The 16,431-nt window shown below is 52.3% G+C and carries 13 protein-coding genes and 3 pseudogenes; 11 read left to right on the forward strand and 5 right to left on the reverse strand.

Features of this window, described 5'->3' with window-relative positions; translation table 11 throughout:
- Positions 1-4 precede the first annotated feature (4 nt).
- From HU730_RS08935 to HU730_RS08970, 8 genes are read left to right on the forward strand one after another with little or no spacing between them, the layout of a single operon-like run.
- Positions 5-787, forward strand: coding sequence for a TIGR03759 family integrating conjugative element protein (locus HU730_RS08935; RefSeq protein ID WP_254914033.1), 783 nt, complete (start codon positions 5-7; stop codon positions 785-787).
- Positions 772-1,329 carry a lytic transglycosylase gene (locus tag HU730_RS08940; protein ID WP_057725796.1) on the forward strand — a complete coding sequence of 186 codons (558 nt, stop codon included), beginning with the start codon at positions 772-774 and terminating at the stop codon, positions 1,327-1,329. Before HU730_RS08935 ends, HU730_RS08940 begins: the two co-directional genes overlap by 16 nt.
- A gap of 44 nt (positions 1,330-1,373) precedes the next feature.
- Positions 1,374-1,829: an integrating conjugative element protein gene (locus HU730_RS08945; RefSeq protein ID WP_254914105.1), complete on the forward strand. Its 456-nt coding sequence runs from the start codon at positions 1,374-1,376 to the stop codon at positions 1,827-1,829.
- A gap of 7 nt (positions 1,830-1,836) precedes the next feature.
- The gene (locus HU730_RS08950; RefSeq protein WP_124376261.1) at positions 1,837-2,121 is read left to right on the forward strand and encodes a hypothetical protein; all 285 of its coding nucleotides are present in this window, start codon (positions 1,837-1,839) and stop codon (positions 2,119-2,121) included.
- The gene (locus tag HU730_RS08955) at positions 2,081-2,491 is read left to right on the forward strand and encodes an HNH endonuclease (RefSeq protein WP_186526924.1); all 411 of its coding nucleotides are present in this window, start codon (positions 2,081-2,083) and stop codon (positions 2,489-2,491) included. The genes HU730_RS08950 and HU730_RS08955 overlap by 41 nt, the downstream gene beginning before the upstream one ends.
- 3 nt (positions 2,492-2,494) lie before the next feature.
- Complete coding sequence (gene traD / locus HU730_RS08960) at positions 2,495-4,711, forward strand: type IV conjugative transfer system coupling protein TraD (protein ID WP_186526925.1); 2,217 nt, start codon at positions 2,495-2,497, stop codon at positions 4,709-4,711.
- Positions 4,712-4,729: 18 nt separating this feature from the next.
- The gene (locus tag HU730_RS08965) at positions 4,730-5,485 is read left to right on the forward strand and encodes a TIGR03747 family integrating conjugative element membrane protein (protein WP_186526926.1); all 756 of its coding nucleotides are present in this window, start codon (positions 4,730-4,732) and stop codon (positions 5,483-5,485) included.
- 9 nt (positions 5,486-5,494) lie between these two features.
- Positions 5,495-6,955, forward strand: a complete 1,461-nt coding sequence (locus tag HU730_RS08970; protein WP_186526927.1) for a UvrD-helicase domain-containing protein — start codon at positions 5,495-5,497, stop codon at positions 6,953-6,955.
- 117 nt (positions 6,956-7,072) lie between these two features.
- Here HU730_RS08970 and HU730_RS26635 read toward each other — a convergent pair.
- Positions 7,073-7,335, reverse strand: a pseudogene (locus HU730_RS26635) (hypothetical protein).
- Positions 7,336-7,554: 219 nt separating this feature from the next.
- Between HU730_RS26635 and HU730_RS08975 the strand changes: the two are divergent.
- Positions 7,555-8,717, forward strand: a pseudogene (locus HU730_RS08975) (IS3 family transposase).
- Positions 8,718-9,367: 650 nt separating this feature from the next.
- Here HU730_RS08975 and HU730_RS08980 read toward each other — a convergent pair.
- The 4 genes from HU730_RS08980 to HU730_RS08995 all read right to left on the reverse strand — a co-directional run bounded on the left by HU730_RS08980 (position 9,368) and on the right by HU730_RS08995 (position 12,544).
- On the reverse strand, positions 9,368-10,498 hold the full coding sequence (locus tag HU730_RS08980; RefSeq protein ID WP_186526928.1) for an FAD-dependent oxidoreductase: 1,131 nt from the start codon (positions 10,496-10,498) through the stop codon (positions 9,368-9,370).
- Position 10,499: 1 nt separating this feature from the next.
- Complete coding sequence (locus HU730_RS08985) at positions 10,500-10,751, reverse strand: hypothetical protein (protein ID WP_186526929.1); 252 nt, start codon at positions 10,749-10,751, stop codon at positions 10,500-10,502.
- 141 nt (positions 10,752-10,892) lie between these two features.
- Positions 10,893-11,270 (reverse strand): hypothetical protein, encoded by a 378-nt coding sequence (locus HU730_RS08990; RefSeq protein ID WP_186526930.1) that lies wholly within the window; start codon positions 11,268-11,270, stop codon positions 10,893-10,895.
- Between the two features lie 359 nt (positions 11,271-11,629).
- Positions 11,630-12,544, reverse strand: coding sequence for a LysR family transcriptional regulator (locus tag HU730_RS08995; RefSeq protein ID WP_186526931.1), 915 nt, complete (start codon positions 12,542-12,544; stop codon positions 11,630-11,632).
- A gap of 329 nt (positions 12,545-12,873) precedes the next feature.
- Here HU730_RS08995 and HU730_RS09000 point away from each other — a divergent pair, with 329 nt between their 5' ends.
- Together HU730_RS09000 and HU730_RS26895 are read left to right on the forward strand one after the other, a co-directional pair.
- Positions 12,874-14,919, forward strand: a complete 2,046-nt coding sequence (locus HU730_RS09000; protein ID WP_186526932.1) for an EAL domain-containing protein — start codon at positions 12,874-12,876, stop codon at positions 14,917-14,919.
- 69 nt (positions 14,920-14,988) lie between these two features.
- Positions 14,989-16,301 (forward strand): annotated as a pseudogene (locus HU730_RS26895) (PAS domain-containing methyl-accepting chemotaxis protein).
- Positions 16,302-16,431: the final 130 nt, after the last annotated feature.

Below are 16,431 nucleotides of genomic sequence, written 5' to 3' on the forward strand. Positions count from 1 at the left end.
CTTTATGCACTCCCCTACCACTTCCTCGAAAACAATGAAGCCCAGGAACATTTTGGGTTTCATTGCAGGCTTGGCCACCTTCGCGTTTGCATACGGCTGTCATGCGGCTTCGGGGCAATCAACGTCGATCTCGAACACTCAGAACAGTGAAGTTCACAACTCTTCTCAAGGAGCAAGTCAGACAGAACTCGCCCGCGAGTGGGGATTGACCCCCCAAGAATGGTCCCGTTTTCAAACTGTGATGGAGGGGCCTCGCGGAATCTATTCGCCAGGCCTGGATCCTCTGACAGCACTTGGCATCGAAGCGCAGTCGGAGGAGGAGCGCCGACGCTATGCAGAACTGCAGGTGCGAGCCGAGCGACAGCGTATCGATAAGGAATTGGCGTACCAAAGGGCCTATGACCAAGCCTTCGCACGTCTTTACCCCAATGAAAAAGTCATCCAACTATCGTCCAACCCTGCATCTGCTCCTGGCTTGGGAGCGTTAACTGCTGTGAAAGGCACTGGACGACTTGCCGTCTTTGTTCAAGACAGTTGCAACGCATGTATTGACCGCGTCAAAGACTTACAGAACCAGAAAGAGTCCTTTGATCTGTATTTCATTGGTAGTCAAGGTGATGACGAAATAATTCGCCGCTGGGCCATCTTGGCCGGAGTCGAACCGGCCAGCGTGCGAAACCGACAGATCACATTGAATCACGATGCCGGTCGATGGCTTGGCCTTGGACTCGGCGGTGAGCTGCCGGCCGTGGTACGCGAGGTGAATGGACAATGGCAGCGTCTGTAATTCGCGCGGCTTTAACGGCGGGGCTACTGCTTACCGCGGCATTTGCTAACGGTGCCGAGGTTCCGCCGCCGGCCTATCAGTTGATTGCCCTGCCTGCCGGCGTTCCGTCCGAGGTGCTGTACTCCGTTGCACTGCAAGAGAGCGGCACCCGACTTCGCGGCCAGATCGTCCCCTGGCCCTGGACGTTGAATGTCGCCGGCGCCGGATATCGCTTTGCGACACGCAGCGATGCTTGCAGAGCGTTAATGATCGCCCTTCAGACCGCAGGCCCAAATAGAGTCGACGTCGGGCTTGGACAAACCAACATCGGTGCCAACGGCCACCGTTATAGCTATCCCTGCGAAGGGCTGGATCCGTACAAAAACCTCTCGGTTACGGCCCAGATCCTGGCTGAGCAAAAAGCCAAAGGAGGCGACTGGATCACCGCTGCTGGTCGGTACCACCGCCCTGCCGGAGGCGAACCCGCTGCCCGATACCGACGAGCTTTTGCCAAACACCTCAGCCGGGTCACCGGTATCAACCTGATGGCGAATAATCCATGAATAGATTGCTGCATCTGCCTGTTTTGCTGTCTTTGGCCTCCCCCATGGCAGTGCATGCCACCTCGCTGATTGTTGTTGAAGACCGAGGGGGCGTTTCCGCTCTGCCCTACTACCAGGACTTGGCTTCAGAACCTACTGAGCAGTCAGCACAGTCAGAGAATATTGGTGTGCGTGGGCAAGGCTCGTTTCCAGTGCGCTCTGACCAACTGACACCCGGGCAGGTCCAGGGCCGGGTAATCAACGCACCTGGCCTGCAACCATTGTTTCTTGTAGGCGACGATGAAGGCTCCAGAAAGTGGTTATCACAGCGTCGCGATCAGTTACAGCAACTGCAGGCAGTTGGCCTTGTGGTTAACGTGGCCAGCGCCGAGCGGTTTGCCGAAATCCAACGATGGGCAGGAAATCTACAGTTGGTCCCGGCACCATCAAATGATCTGGCACAGCGCCTGGGAGTCCAGCATTACCCGCTGCTGATCACTGCCACAACGATCCAGCAGTGACCAGGGTATGGCCTCTCTTACGCACATCACCTTGGTTATCAAGCAACCGGATGACCCACGAGCAGGCCAGTTGCTTTTTGAACAAGTCACCTATGTCGCCAAGCTCTATGGCGGCACCGTCATCGCTCGCGTACCTGGTGACGAGGTGGAGCTATGTCAGCGGCTGAAAGAACGCCTGCCCGAGGCAGTTGAGCAAGCGAGGCAAGAGTTGGCCAATTCATCATCACGCATCAAAGGAGGATCCCGGCCCCATGAAGCTGACCAAGAAGCAACGCTGCGAGCTTCACGCTAAATTCGCGGGCCATTGCGCATACTGCGGTGTGCTGTTGGGTGACCGGTGGCATGCGGACCACAAGGAAGCAGTATGGCGAGAACCTGAAAGGGTGAACGGCAAGTACACCTGCGCCATCATTTTGGGGCTGCCGGAGAACCACACCATCAGCAACATGATGCCCGCGTGCGTGCCGTGTAACTTGAGCAAGGCAGCGATGCCATTGGAGGTCTGGCGAAAGCGCATTGCTGATCACGTCAACTCCCTCAACAGCTACCACCCCATATACCGCTTGGCCAAGTCCTATGGGCTGATCGTTGAGACAGGCAAGCCAGTCGTTTTCCATTTCGAAACAGTGGGGCCACTGTCCCCTTTCACTCATAGGAAGTGATCCATGGCCACCTCCTACACAATTGAGTCGCTACTACGCCCTGCCGTCGAGCTGTACACAGTTTGCGTATGTGTCGCTGCGGCGTTGCTTTGTATTTTCGCGCCATGGGCGGTTGCTCTGACGCCATTATTCGGCATGGTTGCCGGTACAGGCTTTCTGGGGCTGGGGTTCGTCCGCCTCAAGCAGGCGTTGGTGGTGCTGCGTTACCGACGCAATATTCGGCGCCTGCCCCACTACACCATGACCAGCAAAGACATGCCGGTCAGCAATGAGCGGCTATTCATCGGTAAAGGCTTTCGCTGGACCCAAAAACATACTCAGCGGTTGATGGAGACTTACCTCCCAAAATACGCCGAGTATGTCGAGCCCACCTCTATCTATACCTTTGCTCGCAGAATTGAAGAGCGTTTGGAGTTCGCGCCCTTTCCACTCAAATTGCTGTCAAAGGCTACCTCGTGGGATGTGCCATTTAACCCGGCGCGTCCACTTCCTCCAGTCGGGGGGCTACCGCGCTTGCACGGTATAGAGCCGAACGAAGCGGATGTCAGCCTGCCACTGGGTGAGCGGGTTGGACACTCCCTTGTATTGGGGACTACTCGTGTTGGAAAAACCCGCCTGGCAGAGTTGTTTATCACCCAAGACATCAGACGTACCCGCCGTAGCCCCCGGCGCCGCGTTCGGATGGGGCGTCGTGTACAACCCGTTCATCGAAGCCAGCGCAATGTAGAAATGAACCTGGACCGCGAAGTGGTGATTGTCTTCGATCCTAAAGGCGATGCAGACCTCCTGAAGCGCATGTACATCGAATGCAAGCGCGCAAACCGATTGGAGGAGTTCTACGTGTTCCACCTAGGCTGGCCCGATCACTCCGCGCGCTACAACGCCGTCGGCCGGTTTGGTCGGATCTCGGAGGTTGCAACCCGCATTGCCGGCCAACTTTCGGGGGAAGGCAATTCCGCGGCATTCCGGGAATTCGCCTGGCGTTTCGTCAACATCATCGCGCGCGCCCTCGTGGCACTGGGACGTCGGCCGGACTATGAACAGATCCTCAAGCATGTGACAAACATTGACGCGCTGTTCATCGAGTATGCACAGAAGCACTTTGCTGAAAATGATCCCAAAGCCTGGCAAACCATCGTTGAGCTGGAAGGAAAGATCGATCGTAAGAACCTCAGTTTCGCCATGAAGGACCGACCGCTACGCGTGGTGGCCCTGGACATGTACCTCACTCAGCAACGCATCTCCGACCCTGTGATGGAGGGTCTGCGATCAGCCGTACGCTATGACAAAACCTATTTCGACAAGATCGTGGCCAGCCTTCTGCCATTGCTGGAAAAACTGACCACCGGCCGGATTGCAGAGCTGCTATCTCCCGACTACATGGATCTTGAAGATCCACGCCCAATCTTTGACTGGATGCAGATCATCCGCAAACGCGCAGTGGTCTATGTCGGCCTGGACGCTTTATCTGATACAGAGGTGGCTGCAGCGGTGGGCAACTCGATGTTCAGCGACCTGGTGTCAGTTGCTGGCCACCTCTATAAGTTTGGCATCGATGATGGCTTGCCCGGGGCTACCGGCGGCAAGGTAGCAATTAACGTGCATGCGGACGAATTCAACGAACTGATGGGCGATGAATTCATACCCATGATCAACAAAGGCGGTGGTGCCGGCATGCAGGTCACGGCCTACACCCAAACCATGAGCGATATTGAGGCAAAAATCGGTAACCGGGCTAAAGCTGGCCAAGTCATCGGTAACTTCAACAACCTGTTCATGTTACGTGTACGTGAGACTGCAACCGCCGAGCTGCTGACCAACCAGTTGCCAAAGGTCCAGGTGTTTACCAGTACACCAGCGAGCAGTGCAAATGACGCTATTAACGGCAACACCGCTTTCACCTCTAACACTCACGATCAGATCCAAAGTGTCAGCGTACCGATGATCGAACCGGCGCATGTGGTTGCCCTACCCAAGGGGCAATGCTTTGCCCTGATAGAGGGCGGCAATTTGTGGAAGATTCGTATGCCGTTGCCGGCAAGCGATCCCGATGAAGTGATGCCCAAGGATCTTCAGGCCTTGGTTGAGGGCATGCGTAAAGGATCCGGAACCAGCAGCGACTGGTGGCAAGCGCCGGGATATGACGCATTAAGTGAGTCGCTTCCTCATGACTTGGTAGACGACTTCCGCCAGATGGCCAATAACGGAAAAGCCGCATAGGCTTGAAGGAACAGAGCCATGGCCGATATCGCGGAAAAAGCCCAGCAACAACAGGAAGGTCAAAAAAACTTCCTGGGCATGCTGTTCTCTACCCCTTTTCATTTCTTGGGGGTGATGTTCGGCTCCTTGCTCGGCGCCATCGTCGTTGAATGGCTGTGCATGCACACGTTCTGGCCGGATGCCGGCTGGAAACATGCTCAGCAGATGTTCCAACACGAACTGGGTTGGCTGTCCCAGGATCTGCTGCATAGCGTTGTCATCAAAGAACCGGGACGTACGGCAACCTGGCTGGCACAAACGGTCTATGACTGGCTGATGGTGAAAACCGGCATGCAGGACAACATAAATGCACTGACACAGTACGCTCGCTCAACATCACCACAACAAACGGGAACCTTGAACCTTCGCTACGAACTCGGTCGGGCGATGATCAAATTCCAGGACTATGGCTTAGCCGCGTTATACACAGTCCTGACCTTCTGTGTGCGAATGGTCATTCTGACGTTGACGATTCCACTGTTCGCCCTGGCGGCGTTCACTGGCTTGGTCGATGGTCTGGTGCGGCGTGATCTACGAAAATTCGGGTCCGGCCGCGAGTCAAGTTACCTGTATCACAAAGCTCGGGGGACGATCATTCCGCTGACCATCGTGCCCTGGACTGTCTACCTGGCCATCCCCATCAGCATCAGCCCCCTTTTGATTCTGTTGCCCTGCGCCATGCTGTTGGGTGTGTCCGTTTACATCACCGTCTCAAGCTTCAAAAAATACCTTTAGGAGCTGCCCATGCAGTGGACTCAAGAACAGCAGCCCATTATCCATTCCACGGCTGACAAGCTGCTGGTTCAGGCTTTTGCCGGTACCGGCAAAACCACCACACTGGTGGGCTACGCCACACAACACGCCTCGGTGAAAATGCTCTACCTCTGCTACAACAAATCCGTCGAGCTCGCTGCCAGGGGCCGCTTTCCACGCAGAAACGTGGTGTGTAAGACGGCGCATGGCCTCGCATATGCAGTCTATGGCAGTCAGTACGCCACCAAGCAGACCAATAACTTACGCCTGACGGACATCGCAAGGGCCATCAACACTCAGGACTGGGAGCTCGTGCGGGATGTCCTCAGCACGCTTAACAACTTCATGGCCAGCGCCGATGACGAGTTGGGCCGTGTGCATTTTCCCAGGTTCCAGGGGCAACGAATGCTCACAAGTGCCCAGGAACGCTTCCTGAACAATGCTTTAAACGTAGCTAAAACCATCTGGAACCGGATGATCGATCTGCAGGACATAGCAATGTCGATCACCCATGACGCTTACTTGAAGCTGTATCAGCTAAGCAAGCCCGACCTGGGCGAACGATTTAACGCCATTCTGCTCGACGAAGGTCAAGACGTGAACCCAGTTATTGCCGACATAGTAAAAATACAACGGGTCCGCAAGGTGGCAGTCGGCGATCCCCACCAGCAGATCTATCGCTTCCGCGGCGCAGAAGATGCGCTCAACAGCGACTGGATGGCCGACGCCGAACGTCACTACCTGACCCAAAGCTTTCGCTTCGGCCCTGCCGTCGCGCATGTGGCCAACATCATTCTTTTTTACAAGGATGAGACACGAAAGCTGCAGGGGCTAGGCTTCAATACCCTGGTTAAACGGGCTCTGCCTGAAGAGCTACCGCATCGCACGTTTATCCATCGTACCGTGACCGGCGTCATCGAGAACGCCCTGCAGCTGGTCGCAAGCAACCCCAAGATTTTCTGGGTCGGCGGTATCGACAGCTACTCGCTACGCGACCTAGAAGATTTATACATATTCAGCCGCAACCGTAACCAGGAGGTGCAGAACCGCAGGCTGCTGCGAGATTACCGGGACTTTTCACAGTACGTGGAAATTGCCGAGGTAAGCCAGGATACGGAGATGTTGCGATCGATCAAGATTATTACAGCCTATCCGGACCTGCCCCAGCGGATCCAAACCTTACGTTCCTGCTCGGTAGATAACGAGCTAGACGCCACCGTGACACTCACGACTGGGCACAAGGCCAAGGGGCTGGAGTGGGACTTTGTCAGCCTGTATGACGACTTTAGCGCTGATCCGCTTTCACCCGATATCGATCAAGGTCGTAAAGATGACGAGTTGAATTTACTGTACGTGGCGGTGACGCGAGGGATGAAGATCCTAGCGTTGAACTCAATGGTGCTTTCTATTATGCAGCGCTATGTCGATGCTCGGCCAAAAGCAGACTTATGAAGAGCAGCTCGGTTAGCCAGCGTCCAGTTATTCTCCTGGCGGCTGACCAGCTGATCATGTACTGCGCAGCCCTCCATCAGGGCGCGCAGTCTTCTTCTTGAATTCCGTTGTGCACGGTTATCCGTGCCTCCTGACTCGCTTAGTGAAGTCGTTGACCTGCGCGGGCGTCAGGCAATTCAACTTACCGAATGTCACCAGGTGCTGAATCATCGCTTCTTGACTGCCGGGTTGCTGAGCGACCATGCCCCGGCAGGTCTTGTCCAAGATCAACGCGGCCAGCTCAGGGTTCTCGACCCTTGTGGCATCGACGCCTGCGCGATGGCGATGGCCAGTTCACCCAGGTCCGGGTCCTCCCGCTGAAGCGCCTTTAGCGCATTCATCTGCCGCGCGGTGATGGGTAGCGACGTCTATCTTCCTTAGCAAGCACGCCCAGATCAAGCGCAGCGGTAATGGTAGACCAGCCTGCCGGAGCGGGCCTTGATTTGGGGGGCATTGAACATAAGCGGCGTTATTCGCAACGCGGTCGCTACTCCTTTGTAGTGGTCTAATGAAACCGGATACCCATTTAGGCGAGAATGCTCGCCAGATCGAGGTGTCAGATAACCAAACAACGCCGCTCCTTTACTCCTGAATTCAAGCGCGAGGCTGCCGACCTTGTGCTCAAGCAAAACTACAGCTACACCGAAGCCAGCCGTTCACTCGGCATTGATGAGTCAGCATTGCGCCGCTAGGTTGACCAGATTCAGAAAGAACATAAAGGCGTCGCCCCGCAGAACAAAGCACTGACTCCTGAACAGCAAAAAACTCAGGAGCTGGAAGCTCGGATTGCTCGGCTTGAGCGAGAGAAATCCATATTAAAAAAGGCTACCGCGCTCTTGATGTCGGAAGATCACGAGCGTTCGCGCTGATTGACCAGTTGAGCGCCCATGAACCGGTTGATTGGCTGTGCAAGGTGTTTGACGTCACTCGCTCGTGTTACTACGCCCAGCGCCTGCGGCGCCGCACGCCCGATGTTGAACGGCTTCGATTGCGTAGTCGTGTCAGTGAGCTGTTCTCACAAAGTCGCAGTGCTGCGGGCAGTCGCAGCATTTTGTCGCTGATGAGTGAAGACGGTGAGCAGATCGGTCGATTCAAAGTGCGCAGCTTGATGCGCGAGCTTGATTTAGTCAGCAAACAACCCGGCTCCCATGCCTACAAACGAGCAACAGTATAAAGACTGGATATCCCGAACACATTGAACCGCGAGTTCGACGTGCCAGCGCCCAATCAAGTCTGGTGCGGCGATATCACCCACATTTGGGCGCAAGGAAAGTGGCATTACCTGGCTGTCGTCCTGTATCCCTGTACGCGTCGGATCGTGGGCTGGGCGCTGTCGGAAAAGTCAGACGCTGATCTGGTGATCAGAGCGTTGGATATGGCTTACGAGCAGCGTGGCAGGCCTTCGGATCTGCTATTCCACTCGGACCAGGGATCGCAATATGCAAGCCGACTCTTTGGCCAGCGGTAGTGACGATACCGCATGCGCCAGAGCATGAGTCGACGAGGAAACTGCTGGGAAAACGCACCGATGGAGCGCGTATTTCGCAGTTTGGAAACAGAATGGATACCGACCGTGGGCTATCGAACTGCGCAGGAAGCACAGCGCGATATCAGCCATTTTTTGATGCATCGCTACAACTAGATTAGACCTCATCAATTCAACGATGGGTTGGCTCCAGCGCGGGCCGAGGAAAAACTTAACGTCGTGTCCGGGATTAGTTGACCACTACAACCAGCTTAGGCTGAAGCTTTTGCTGAAGCAGCTCGGTCGCGACAACATCCAGGGGCATAGCTGAAGGATATTCTTTGACTCGACCGATACCATCAAGCTGGCTGACCACTGCAAGAGAGATTTTTCGAGAGGTAAATAGCTAATCATGATCACACAAAAACATAGGTGCCCGCCTGGCGCGCGCACTCCGGATCTTCCATGAGCCGTTTTGAGAACTTCTCCGCGCCAGGTGAGCTCGAAAGTTGCCAATCCATGGCCAAGGCTATCTCTCGCATCTGCAGTGAAACCTCGTTTTCCTAGGGTTCACTGCTATTAACGAAATGGACGCTATCCGATTTAGAAAGATTCGAAAAAATAAAGCGATAAAGAGTGTGCTCACAACCTAGGGATGACACGTTGGTGATCGTGGATGTCCACCCCGAGGTTGTGAGCAGGCTAACAATACAGCATCTATCGACATTATTCATGCTATACAAGCTAAATCCGGGCCGTGAGCGCAGCCTATGTCTGCCAAGTAATCTCGAACTTTATGGAGCGTACCCGGAATGGTAGCTGGTAAGTTTGAGGTGGGGGAAACGCCATTGAGCTATGCGCCACCATCAAGGCCAATTGCGATTTCCTAAAGCATTAGACCAATCCAGCTATAGTTTAGTCTCGCCGAGTAACGCCATCCCGCCTAGGCGGCCCATCTCATCTGAACATTTGGCGCTCTTACCCTGACAACCAAAAGCCACCGCGACACGATTTGAAATCAGACCTATCTGCGGCAAGCCCGAATCGCTGAAGGTGGTCATACAGGGTATGACGCGTCTTGCCTCGAATCGCAGATTATAAATAAGGTCAAGGATTTGTCCCTGCAAATAATCGGCCACGCTGGGTGAGCCGCCAGACCGAAACCATTCCTTGATGCTGACCTCGTCTTCAAGTTCAACATCTACCGGATCGCCTCCGAGCTTCAGCCAAACGTGACCGTCGGGATAGGCAATCGGCGGCAGGATATATTGAGACATTCCCCTGGGCCCGAAAATACGTATTGACGGCATGCCTGCCAGGCGTCGAGCCTCCGATTCCCCCAAGCGAAACATCGCTGCGGTACGTGCAAGGACCTTAAATCCGAAAGTCTTGCCAAGCAGCGAAGGTGTATGACCGCCCGTTGTCACGAGAACTCGATCGACCGTGACGCTTCCTGACTTTGTTTTGATCGTAACACCAGACCTACATTCCGAAATACTCAAGGCTGGCTCGTTGACGAAGCGTGCACCGGCACGCTGAGCAGCTATTGTCTGTGCCTGAACGAGGCGTCGCGGACTGATATAGCCAGCATCTGATGATTCAAAAACACCGCGCATATGCTTTACTGTTCCCAAGAAAGGAAATCGCCCAGCCAGGGCCCCGTCTTCAAGTGATTCGTACGGCACGCCGGCAGCGTGAGCGATCCCTTCGATGAGCGCTACATCGGGGCTATCGAAGGCTCCGATATGAAGAACACCAACTTCCTGGTAGAAGTCAATGCCGCTCTCTGCAGCAATTTCGCCGTAACGTGATATCGACGCCTGGTTCATTTGCATCCAGTAAGGGTGCAACTCCAATCTTCGCGTGATGCGGCCCTCGTCATAATGACTACCAAAAACGCCTCCGTGAGCCGGATAGCTGGTAGGTTCAGGCGGTCCGATAAGGAGAACTTTGTGACCTATCTTGCTTAAATGACGGGCCGCTGCCGACCCAATCAGGCCGCGCCCTATGACAGCAATTCTGATCGCTTTGCTCTTCACGTTATTTACCCCGTGCCACATCAACCAGGCGAAGGATAGAGCTATTGGAATGCGGGAGAGCATCATTGAGTATATTGCCTAGTAAGCGAATCTGCTCACAATGTTCAAATAGCGCCTTGCTGACTTCTTCGAGGTCTCTCACAAAAAGAGGATCATGGGCCAGTGCAGGGTCTTTTATGTTTGAAATTATTTCTGCAAGCATGTGGTAATTGTTGATCCGATTTAACTCAGTAACGAACGGTTTGATGTTCATTGGCCTCTCCATATACTGCTCAATATAAATATATAACGTACTGGCTGATCTTTAAATTAATCGGAGCGACGAACGGTACGGGATAATTTTTAGGCTTGGGGCACTGTTGTCCTGAATCTTCTAATCATCGTGTAGAGATTTCTACTCAAATAGTGGTAGCGAGCGCCAACTGATAGAAATTTCCGAGTACCCCTCCTTCAGTAGAATTGAGCGTTTTTCTTCGGTTGTTAAATGCGCCCGATGGTACTCGCAGAGCTTTTGGCTTTCAAGAAAGTAGAGGATATCTTCGGCAGCCGCAAATTGAGATGAAATAACTAGCGATTGTTGCTGACCATTCAGTTTGTATTGGATCTCTGCCAATAGATCCAACCCGTCGTTCAGATCATCACATATAACCTTAGCGAGGGGCTCATAGTCCCAGCGCAACTGAGGGATCGGCCCTTGGTCGTCATGAATTTGGTAAATTGGATCCATTCTCTTACAAAAAGGGTATATTATTTCAACTCTATACCGCTGCATGGGGGCGCTCCTTGCCGACGAATAATCCCATTTGTACCTCCAGCACTGATAAAGACGGCTAGCAGTGTCATGCAGGGAAATGTCGGCCGATGGCATCTGATGAGCTCACTCCTAAACAATAATGAGTCTCATAATATGTGAGCCCATGGGGCTCTCACAAGCACCGTGTGCCGGTAACCGCTCAAACCATTCGGCCCTGTCTCGTAGTCAGCCTCCCGGGGGGGTAATGCCAACCAGATTTGCGTCAAATCATGCACAGCAGCGTTTATCTCTAGTGCTCTCCGGCTGCAAATCGAAATCCGCACGGATATTTGAGCGTCATACTTTTGTCAGATTTGCCCTGTTTACCGGGCAATTACTTATGCAATTACTACGCTTTTCCGCAACTCTTGATTCAGCAAGAGAGCCATCGCGCGCAGCGCTTGAGCACAGGGTGAAAGTTCGCGATAAGCTAAAGATAGACTATAAGGGACAGGAGTGCCTGGCCCTGTAATTTCGCGGCATACGAGCCTTCCTGGCTGACTTTGCGCATACAGCCGTGGCATCAGCGCAACGCCTATTTCTCCCGCCACAAGACCTCCCGTGGTCTGCATTTGCCGAGAATGCTGTACTACATGCGGAATAAATCCCGCTTCTGCGCATGCCTGCACTATGCGGGAGTGCATGCCGGGGCTATGGTGTTGGGCGAAAAGTACCCAAGGCTCATCCGCAAGTTCTGTCAAACTCAGGCTCCCTAATTTAGCAAGGTGATGACTTTCGGGTAACACCGCGACCATTTGATCCTCAATCAATGGCTCAAGTCGAATGTTACCGGCATCCATGACGGGCAAGGCTAGAATACCAATGTCCAGTTGGTCATTACGCAAACCCTCTATTTGCTCTGGTGGGGTAGCCTCCATCAATTGAATATCAACCCCAGGGTTGGTGCTCTGAAAGCTGCGTAGTAAAGCAGGCAGAAAGCTGCTGAGGGTGCTGTCGACGAAGCCGAGGCGGACTGACCCGACCGCTCCAGCAGCACTGCGGCGAGCGGCCTCACACGCGTGCTCAGCTTGCTCGAGGGTTCTTCGTGACTCCACCAGAAATACCTCACCAGCGGCAGTCAGTTTCGTAATACACGGATTTCTGTGTATTAATTCAACGCCGAGTGTTTCTTCCAACCTCCGAATGGCCAAGCTTAACGGCGGCTGAGACATATTGAGGCGAAGCGCTGCCTTACGAAAATTCAAGGTTTCGGCTACTGCAACGTACTGGCGAATCAGTCGCAAATCGATCATTTGATACCCATTTCATATCAAGCCCCACCTTAAATAGTATGTTACATACCTAATTTATTTGCATAACCTTCTTCCGCACAAGACCTGCCCTCTGGATCTAATTGAATTTAGATCAGTGCAAGCATGGGGCGCTCATGTGTGAGCTCTAGGCTATTTAAAATGCACGTGAGTCGGTCGTTGGTCTCACTATTGGTGTACGAGGTGCAATCATGATTCAGTTTTAAACGATCGATTCGTAATTCCTTACTTGTAAGTTTGGGTGCGTTGTATCATGCATTAAAGTTAACTTTGTTGAATTCCGACAGTGCCGTACTTAGTAGATAATGATTATGTTGATTGGCCACTACTCTAATTTTTTGGTTTTTATATCGTTGTGTGTGGCCATCCTAGCCTCTTACACGGCGCTTGACATGACAGGGCGCATAGCCACAGCAAAAGGTCGAGATGTTTACTTTTGGATGATTGGGGGCGCGCTGGCCATGGGGGTTGGCATCTGGTCCATGCATTTTATCGGTATGCTCGCCTTCCAACTACCGATAAAATTGGCTTATGACTTAAGCTTAACTGCGCTATCACTATTAATTGCGGTAGTGTCTTCGGGCTTTGCATTATGGTTAGTTAGCCAGCCTCGGATAGGGTGTATACAGCTGGGGCTCGGAGCATTATTCATGGGGGTTGGCATTGCCAGTATGCACTATATCGGCATGGCCGCGCTGCTGATGCTGCCTGGGATAGATTACTCCCCTACGCTTTTAGGTGCATCTGTGGCAGTGGCGGTCGGCGCTTCGGCTATGGGGTTGTGGATAGCGATTCGCCTACGAAAAAACACGCCCCATGTACGACGAAATCGTTGTGCGGCAGCAGTATTAATTGGAATAGCTATTGTCGGCATGCACTACATCGGTATGGCTGCGGCCAACTTCCCAGAAGGTAGCTATTGCAACGCGCTAAGTTCGGGGGTTTCAGGAGGGCAATTGTATAAAGTGGTAGTAATTACCTCGCTGCTGGTGCTGATAGGTGCGCTGCTATTATCATTACAGGATTATCGCTTCCAAATACGAACAGCTGAAATGTCTGACGCGCTACTCCTGGCCAATCAGGAACTGACTCATCAGGCACTGCACGATAAATTGACCCATTTGCCTAATCGCACGCTGCTCTATAGCCGAATTGAAAAATCTATTCTTAAGGTCAAGGAGAAAGGCGGTTGTTTTGCTTTGATTTTTATTGATCTTGACGGCTTTAAGGCAATAAACGATGCGTTTGGCCATGATGTAGGAGATAAACTTCTTAGGGAGGTGGCGTCGCGGTTACGCGGGCATCTGCACGAGCAAGAAACACTGGCTCGGATAGGAGGAGATGAGTTTGTTCTGCTGATAGACTTACAGGAACCTAGCAATGTCTCTCGAGTGGCCGATAAGCAAATTAGGTTATTATCCAAATCGTTTCTAGTCGATGATTATTGTCTGCAAATATCCGCTAGCATGGGGGTCGCATTCTGTCCTGATCACGGGCTGGATCAACACGAATTGTTAAGTAATGCTGATGCGGCTATGTATCACGCCAAAGAGTTAGGAAAAAACGGATATTGTATTTTTGATAGCCCGATGAAAAGTAAAGCTCGCCACCAGTTACAGATGCTCCAAGATCTGCGAGTGGCTGTTGATCGGAAACAATTACGTTTGTATTACCAGCCAAAGTTTGATGCTCAAAGCGGCGAGCTAATCGGTGCAGAGGCTCTTCTTCGTTGGCAGCACCCAGTAAGCGGATTGCTGTTACCCAGCCAATTTATCGGTCTCGCGGAAAAAACCAACTTAATAATTCCCATCGGTAATTGGGTGTTGTTTGAAGCGTGCCGGCAGATGCGAGAATGGCTAGATCAAGGATATAAAAACTGGAGAATTGCAGTGAATTTGTCTGCCGTGCAGTTCGGTCATAAGGAGTTGCTAGCCACAGTGACAGAAGCTTTGGCAAGCCATGCTTTGCATGCAAGTAGCCTGACTTTGGAAGTTACGGAAACTATCGCGATGCGCGACGCAGAGGAAAGCCTTCTACTAATGAGGCGCCTTGCTGACATGGGAGTGGATCTATCGATTGATGATTTTGGCACCGGCTATTCTAGCTTAATGTATCTCAAACGATTGCCTGTCAATGAGCTGAAAATTGATCGAGGGTTTGTCCGTGACCTAAAAGCGGGTAGCGAAGACGAAGCGATTGTTTCGGCTATTATTACTTTGGGAAAAAAAATGGGGCTCCGTATCGTCGCGGAAGGCGTTGAGAATGAACAGCAGCGCCAGCTGCTGATCCATTTAGGTTGCGACTCACTGCAGGGATACTTGCTAGGGCGGCCAGTGCCCGCAGAACTCTTCATATAAGTATACGAAGGTGGAGCGGGACTTATGTTGGCGCGGGCGTTTTTTGATGGATATACAAGAGGCTTTTCCATGTTTAATAGAAAAATCAAAAATCAGCTTAATTCCCAAGCAGTCGAGCTGTCGGAGTTACGTCAACTTCGCGATGGGCTAAGCCGTGGAATGCTAACATTGTGTTTCGATTCGACGTTTAAAATCATCGAGTGCGACCAGACCTTGCAGAGGCTTTGGGTTATTCTCAGGATCAGCTGGTAGGTCGTGCCATAGTTGATATTGTCCCCCTTTTCGCATCCGAGCCTCCATGTTTTCAAAAATTTAGAGCTGCAGTCACTGCAGGTAAGTCTGTAGCTGACGATTATAGATATCTGCATGCGGATGGCTCTTTTGTTTGGCTTTTTGCGCATTGGTGCGCGATAACAGATTTTACCGGCAGGTTAAGTCATATCAATTGCTATGCAGCGAACGTTACCCCCCGGGTAGAAAAGGCTTCAGTAAATGCGTCCCTCGTTGATGCATTGCTTCGGTCGACGGCAGTCATTGAGTTTGACCTTTACGGTAATATACTCACGGCAAATGACCAGTTTTCAAAGGCAATGGGTTACAATCTAGACCAAATACAAGGCCGACATCACCGTATATTTTGTAAGTCAGAGGAGACGTTATCCCAGCAATACAAAGATTTTTGGTTACGTCTCAACGAGGGAGATTTTTTTGCCGGTAGATACGAGCGTATTGACAGTCGCGGTCACACCCTGTGGTTGGAGGCGACGTACAATCCTTTGTATGACATCGACGGGACACTCCATAAGGTAGTTAAGTTTGCGACGCTTGTAACCGATCAGGTTGCTCGCGAGCGAGAAGTCAGTGAAGCAGCCCAAATTGCATTTGAGATTTCCCAGCAGACCGATGTTATTGCTCAGCGTGGCGCGGTCGTAGTTAACGAGACTATGCACACTATGCGCAAAGTCTCCATTGATATGCATGCTGCTTCTGAAGGTGTGCAGGCACTCGGAAAGCAGTCATTATTGATGAGTTCGATCATTGAGACTATCAGTAGCATTGCTCGGCAGACTAACTTATTGGCCCTGAATGCTGCAATCGAAGCTGCTCGAGCAGGTGAGCAGGGTAGGGGTTTTGCTGTTGTTGCTGATGAGGTAAGACAATTGGCTGGGCGTACTAGTACTGCTACTGACGAAATCGCATCAGTTGTCTTGCAGAACCAGAAGCTGGTAGGTGAAACCGTAACTGAGATGGCGAACACTAAGATCCAAGCAGAGCAGGGTCTTGAACTTGCCACACAGGCAGGCTGCGTAATAGTTGAGATTCAGGATGGCGCAAAACGTGTAGTTGACGCCGTGGGAAGGTTTGCGACTCAGGTGGCTTAAGGACCTGTTGATAAAGACTTCCTGAACAGGTGAATACCCTCACATGCATCGGGTTGGGTCCGTGTCAACGATGGTCATGCTTACCGACCCGGACTGTGTCCTATAGCTACACAGCCCTGGCATTGACGTC

The sequence above is a fragment of the Pseudomonas sp. SWRI22 genome, from assembly GCF_014268395.2.
Taxonomy (GTDB): domain Bacteria; phylum Pseudomonadota; class Gammaproteobacteria; order Pseudomonadales; family Pseudomonadaceae; genus Aquipseudomonas; species Aquipseudomonas paracarnis.